General features: G+C 67.0%; 5 protein-coding genes. 2 read left to right on the plus strand and 3 right to left on the minus strand.

Features of this window, described 5'->3' with window-relative positions:
- The 3 genes from AC6H42_RS13995 to msrA form a co-directional block, all read right to left on the minus strand.
- The coding region (locus tag AC6H42_RS13995; protein WP_497548304.1) for a PAS domain-containing protein at positions 1-1,401 on the minus strand (1,401 nt) is incomplete at its 3' end.
- A gap of 21 nt (positions 1,402-1,422) precedes the next feature.
- On the minus strand, positions 1,423-2,457 hold the full coding sequence (locus AC6H42_RS14000; RefSeq protein WP_497548305.1) for an HD-GYP domain-containing protein: 1,035 nt from the start codon (positions 2,455-2,457) through the stop codon (positions 1,423-1,425).
- 35 nt (positions 2,458-2,492) lie between these two features.
- Positions 2,493-3,035, minus strand: coding sequence for a peptide-methionine (S)-S-oxide reductase MsrA (msrA, locus tag AC6H42_RS14005; protein ID WP_057152996.1), 543 nt, complete (start codon positions 3,033-3,035; stop codon positions 2,493-2,495).
- Between the two features lie 123 nt (positions 3,036-3,158).
- On the opposite strand from msrA, the gene AC6H42_RS14010 reads away from it, so the two are divergent.
- Positions 3,159-3,662 (plus strand): flavin reductase family protein, encoded by a 504-nt coding sequence (locus tag AC6H42_RS14010; RefSeq protein ID WP_057152994.1) that lies wholly within the window; start codon positions 3,159-3,161, stop codon positions 3,660-3,662.
- A 102-nt stretch (positions 3,663-3,764) separates the two neighbouring features.
- A complete protein-coding gene (locus AC6H42_RS14015; protein WP_497548306.1) occupies positions 3,765-4,949 on the plus strand; it encodes an acyl-CoA dehydrogenase in 1,185 nt (394 codons plus the stop codon).
- Positions 4,950-4,985 lie beyond the last annotated feature (36 nt).

Below are 4,985 nucleotides of genomic sequence, written 5' to 3' on the forward strand. Positions count from 1 at the left end.
CGGGCCCGGCGACGCGGCCGCCACATCGCCCTCCGCCAGCACCAGCCCGCGCGCGGCAGGCGGCTGCAGCGCGGGCAGCGGCGCGGCCACGGCCAGGCCGGTGTGCCGCAGCGGCACCGTGAAGCTGAAGGTGCTGCCCGCCCCCGGCTCGCTGGCCACGCCGATCTGCCCCTGCATCAGGATCACCAGCCGGCGGCAGATGGTCAGCCCCAGCCCGGTGCCGCCGTATTCGCGCGTGGTGGAGCCGTCCACCTGCGCGAACGCCTCGAAGATCAGCTTCTGCTTTTCCAGCGGGATGCCGATGCCGGTGTCGCGCACCGAAAACGTGACGTCGCAGCGCTCGTCGTCCTCGCGCCCCAGCGCCACCGCCACCGTGACGCCGCCCTGGCCGGTGAACTTGATGGCGTTGCCGATCAGGTTGATCAGCACCTGCCGCAGCCGCCCCGGGTCGCCCTTCACGTTGCGCGGCAGGGAGGCCGGCAGTTCGCAGCGCAGCGCCAGCCCTTTCTGCCGCGCGCGCAGCGCCATCACGCGCACGCTGTCCTCCACCATCTGGCGCAGGTCGAACGGCACGTCCTCCAGGTCGAGCTTGCCGGCCTCGATCTTGGAGAAGTCCAGGATGTCGTTGACGATGGCCAGCAAGGCGTCGGCCGAGGCCTTCACCAGGCCGATGTCGGCGCGCTGCTCGGGCGTGAGGTCCGATTCGAGCACCAGTTCCGTCATGCCGAGAATGCCGTTCATCGGCGTGCGCACTTCGTGGCTCATATTGGCCAGGAACTCGCTCTTGGCGCGGCTGGCCGTTTCGGCCGATTCCACCGCGCGCTGCATGGCGTCGCGCGCGGCGCGCTGTTCGCTGATGTCGATGAAGTAGCCCAGCATATAGCTGCGCCCGCCGCTGTTGATGACGCTGCGGCTGACCAGCACGTCGCGCGGCGGATCAAAGCTCATCAGGCGCCGCTCGCTGGTCACCATGCGGCCGCTGCGCCAGGCCAGGCTGTCCTCGGCGCGCGTGGCCTCGGCCCAGCGCGGGGAGGCGAAGTGCTCGATGGTGCGCCCCAGGATTTCTTCGCGCGTGCGCTGCGTGAATTCCTCGAAGCGCTTGTTAAAGCGCAGGAAATGCCCTTCGCGGTCCTTCAGGAACACGGGGATGGGCAGCTGGTCCAGGATCTGTTCGGTGAGCTCCTGCCGGTGGCGCGCGTCCGCCTCCGTCTCACGCTGCGGCGGCAGGCCGGGACCGGGGCCGGGGTCGGCGCGCTCGCCCTCCACCAGCAGGGCCAGCAAGCCGTTGGCCAGCGTGGTTTCGCCGATGGCGCGCAAGTCCGCCAGGCGCTGCCGCATTTCCGCGTCGTCCTGCGCGCCCAGCGCGCGCTGCACCAGGTTGAGCAGGCGGGCGTACTGCATGGCGGCGCCGCGCGGCTGGCCTCAGGCCGGCCGTCCCTCGTCGCGGTAGCGCGCGCTGATGGCCTGCACTTCGCCCCAGCGCGCCAGCAGCGCGTTCACGCAGCGCGCGTCGAAATGGCTGCCGCGGTGGTCCAGCAGGTACTGGCGCGCCTGTTCCATGCTCCAGGCCTGCTTGTACGGCCGCACGCTGGTGAGCGCGTCGAACACATCGGCCACGGCGACGATGCGGCCCACCAGCGGGATGTCCTCGCCGGCGTGGCCGCCCGGATAGCCGGCGCCGTCCCAGCGCTCGTGGTGGCTGAGCGCGATCTCGGCGGCCAGCTGCAGCATGCGCGCCTGGCTGCCCTTGAGGATGTCATAGCCCATGCGCGCATGCTGGCGCATCACCGCCATTTCCTCCTCGTTCAGGCGGCCCGGCTTGAGCAGGATCTGGTCCGGCGTGCCGACCTTGCCCACGTCGTGCATCGGCGCCGCGTTCAAAATGTCTTCCTGCTCCTGTTCGGACAGCCCCAGTTCGGCCGCGATCAGGCGCGAATAATGCGCCATGCGCAGGATGTGGGCGCCGGTTTCCGGATCGCGGTATTCGGAGGCGCGCGCCAGCAGCATGATGGTTTCCTGCTCGCGCGCGCGCAGTTCGGCGGTGGCCTTGTGCACCTCGTCGCGCAGGCCCACGGTGGCGCGGCGCAGCTGCAGCATGTTGCGCGTGCGGGCCAGGAACTCCACCTTGTCGATCGGCTTGATCAGGAAGTCGCTGGCGCCGTTCTCCAGCGCGCGGTGGCGCACCTCGACGTCGGTGCTGGCGGTGACCATCAGCACCGGCGGGCGTTCGCGCGGGTCCGCCTGCAGGCCATGGTTCAACCCGGCGATCAGCGCCAGGCCGTCCATGTCGGGCATCATGTAGTCGATGATCAGCAAGTCCCAGGCATGGCTGTTGCACCATGCCAGCGCCGGGTGCGCGGCCCGGAAGCTGACCGTCTCCACGCCTTCGAGCTTGCCGATCAGGCGCGACATCAACACCAGGTTGATGTGGGTATCGTCAACAATCACTACCTTCATGGGGCAGCCACTTATTGTTATCGTTTTTATACAGCTTACTTCAGGCGGTTGCTGTAGGTCTTGCGGAACTTGGCCACCTTGGGCGCCACCACGAAGGCGCAATAGCCTTGCAGCGGGTGCTGCTCGAAATAATTCTGGTGATAGTCCTCGGCCTTGTAGAAAGGCTGCGCGGGCGACAGTTCGGTGACGATGGGCGCGTCCCACACCACCGCCATTTCGGCGATCACCTGGCGCGCGGTGGCTTCCTGTTCCGGCGACTGGTAATAGATCACCGAGCGGTACTGGGTGCCGACGTCGTTGCCCTGGCGGTTCAAGGTGGTGGGGTCATGGATGGTGAAGAAGATTTCCAGCAGGTCGCGGTAGCTGATGACGGCCGGGTCGAACTCGAGCCGCACCACTTCGGCATGGCCGGTGGCGCCGGTGCACACCTGTTCATAGGTGGGGTCGGGCTGCTGGCCGCCGGTGTAGCCCGATTGCACGCCGCGCACGCCGCGCACTTCCAGGTACACGGCCTCGGTGCACCAGAAACAGCCGCCGCCAAGCACGGCCACTTCCGTCGCTGCCGCATTGCTAGTCATACCGTCCCTCCCGCTCAGAGCACGTTTGATGATGACTACTGTAACGCAAAGCGCAAGCGCATGCACCTGCAAATGCTGTGCGGTGCGGTTCTTTGGCATAATGTTGGAAAATACAGGTTCCCCATGAATATTAGCTCCCCCCGCGCCGACTCGCGTGAATTCGATACGCTGCACTTCCGCCAGGCGTTGTCGCAGTTTGCCACCGGCGTTACCGTCATCACCACCCGCCTGGCCGACGGCACCTTCCGCGGCCTGACGGCCAGCTCCTTCAATTCCGTCTCGCTCGACCCGCCGCTGGTGCTGTGGAGCCTGGCCAACGGCGCCAACAGCCTGCCCATCTTCACCGGCAACTCGCACTACGTGATCAACGTGCTCAACGCCAGCCAGGCACACCTGGCCAAGCTGTTCTCCAGCCGCGGCGAAGACCCGTGGGCCAGCGCCGAGTACGAGCTGTCGCGCACCGGCCAGCCCATCCTGAAGGGCGCCGCCGCGTGGTTCGAATGCCACAACCGCAGCCGCTACCCGGAGGGCGACCACGTGATTTTCGTGGGCGAAGTGGAGCACTGCGAATCGGCCCCGCAGGCGCCGCTGGTGTTCCACGGCGGGCAGTTCCGGGGGCTGCGCTGAACCCTGGGCTAAAAACGGAAATTGGTGTCGCCATTTGAATAGCCGCTGCGGGGTCGGCGTTCTAGAATACCGGGATCTTTCACCATAACCAGAGACCACACCATGAGCCAAGCCCGCGCGCAATTCCACTGGGACGATCCCCTGTTGCTGAACGACCAGCTGACCAGCGAAGAACGCATGGTGCGCGACGCCGCCGCCGCCTACTGCCAGGACAAGCTGGCGCCGCGTATCCTGGAAGCGTTCCGCCACGAGCGCATGGACACCAGCATCTTCCGCGAGATGGGCGAACTGGGCCTGCTCGGCCCCACCATCCCGGACCAGTACGGCGGCCCCGGCCTGAACTACGTCAGCTACGGCCTGATCGCGCGCGAAGTCGAACGCGTGGACTCCGGCTACCGCTCCATGATGAGCGTGCAGTCGTCGCTGGTGATGGTGCCCATCTTCGAGTTCGGCACCGAAGCACAAAAACAGAAATACCTGCCCAAGCTGGCCACCGGCGAGTGGATCGGCTGCTTCGGCCTGACCGAGCCGAACCACGGTTCCGACCCCGGCTCGATGATCACCCGCGCCCGGAAGGTAGCGGGCGGCTACGCGCTGTCCGGCGCCAAGATGTGGATCACCAATTCCCCGGTGGCGGACGTGTTCGTGGTGTGGGCCAAGGACGATGAAGGCGCGATCCGCGGCTTCGTGCTGGAAAAAGGCATGGCCGGCCTGTCCGCGCCCGCCATCCACGGCAAGTTCGGCCTGCGCGCCTCGGTCACCGGCGAAATCGTGATGGACAATGTGTTCTGCCCGGAAGAGAACGCCTTCCCGGACGTGCGCGGCCTGAAAGGCCCGTTCACCTGCCTGAACTCGGCGCGCTACGGCATCGCCTGGGGCGCGCTGGGCGCGGCCGAAGCCTGCTGGCACACGGCGCGCCAGTACACCATGGACCGCCAGCAGTTCGGCCGTCCGCTGGCGGCCAACCAGCTGGTGCAGAAGAAGCTGGCCGACATGCAGACCGAGATCACGCTGGGCCTGCAAGGCTGCCTGCAGCTGGGCCGCATGAAGGACGCCGGCACCGCCGCCGTCGAGATCACCTCCATGATGAAGCGCAATTCCTGCGGCAAGTCGCTGGACATCGCCCGCGTGGCGCGCGATATGTTGGGCGGCAACGGCATCTCCGACGAGTTCGGCGTGATCCGCCACATGGTGAACCTGGAAGTGGTCAACACCTATGAAGGCACGCACGACATCCACGCGCTGATCCTGGGCCGCGCCCAGACCGGCATCCAGGCTTTCCAGTAAGCCGGGCCCGGACGAAAAAAAAACCGCCGTGAGGCG

The sequence above is a fragment of the Massilia sp. NBRC 108631 genome (assembly GCF_059704565.1).

Bases quoted from the DNA above. Each gene is read 5' to 3' on its own strand.
- AC6H42_RS14000 (WP_497548305.1), bottom strand. From the start codon at position 2,457: ATGAAGGTAGTGATTGTTGACGATACCCACATCAACCTGGTGTTGATG.
- AC6H42_RS14015 (WP_497548306.1), top strand. From the start codon at position 3,765: ATGAGCCAAGCCCGCGCGCAATTCCACTGGGACGATCCCCTGTTGCTG.
- AC6H42_RS14010 (WP_057152994.1), top strand. From the start codon at position 3,159: ATGAATATTAGCTCCCCCCGCGCCGACTCGCGTGAATTCGATACGCTG.
- msrA (WP_057152996.1), bottom strand. From the start codon at position 3,035: ATGACTAGCAATGCGGCAGCGACGGAAGTGGCCGTGCTTGGCGGCGGC.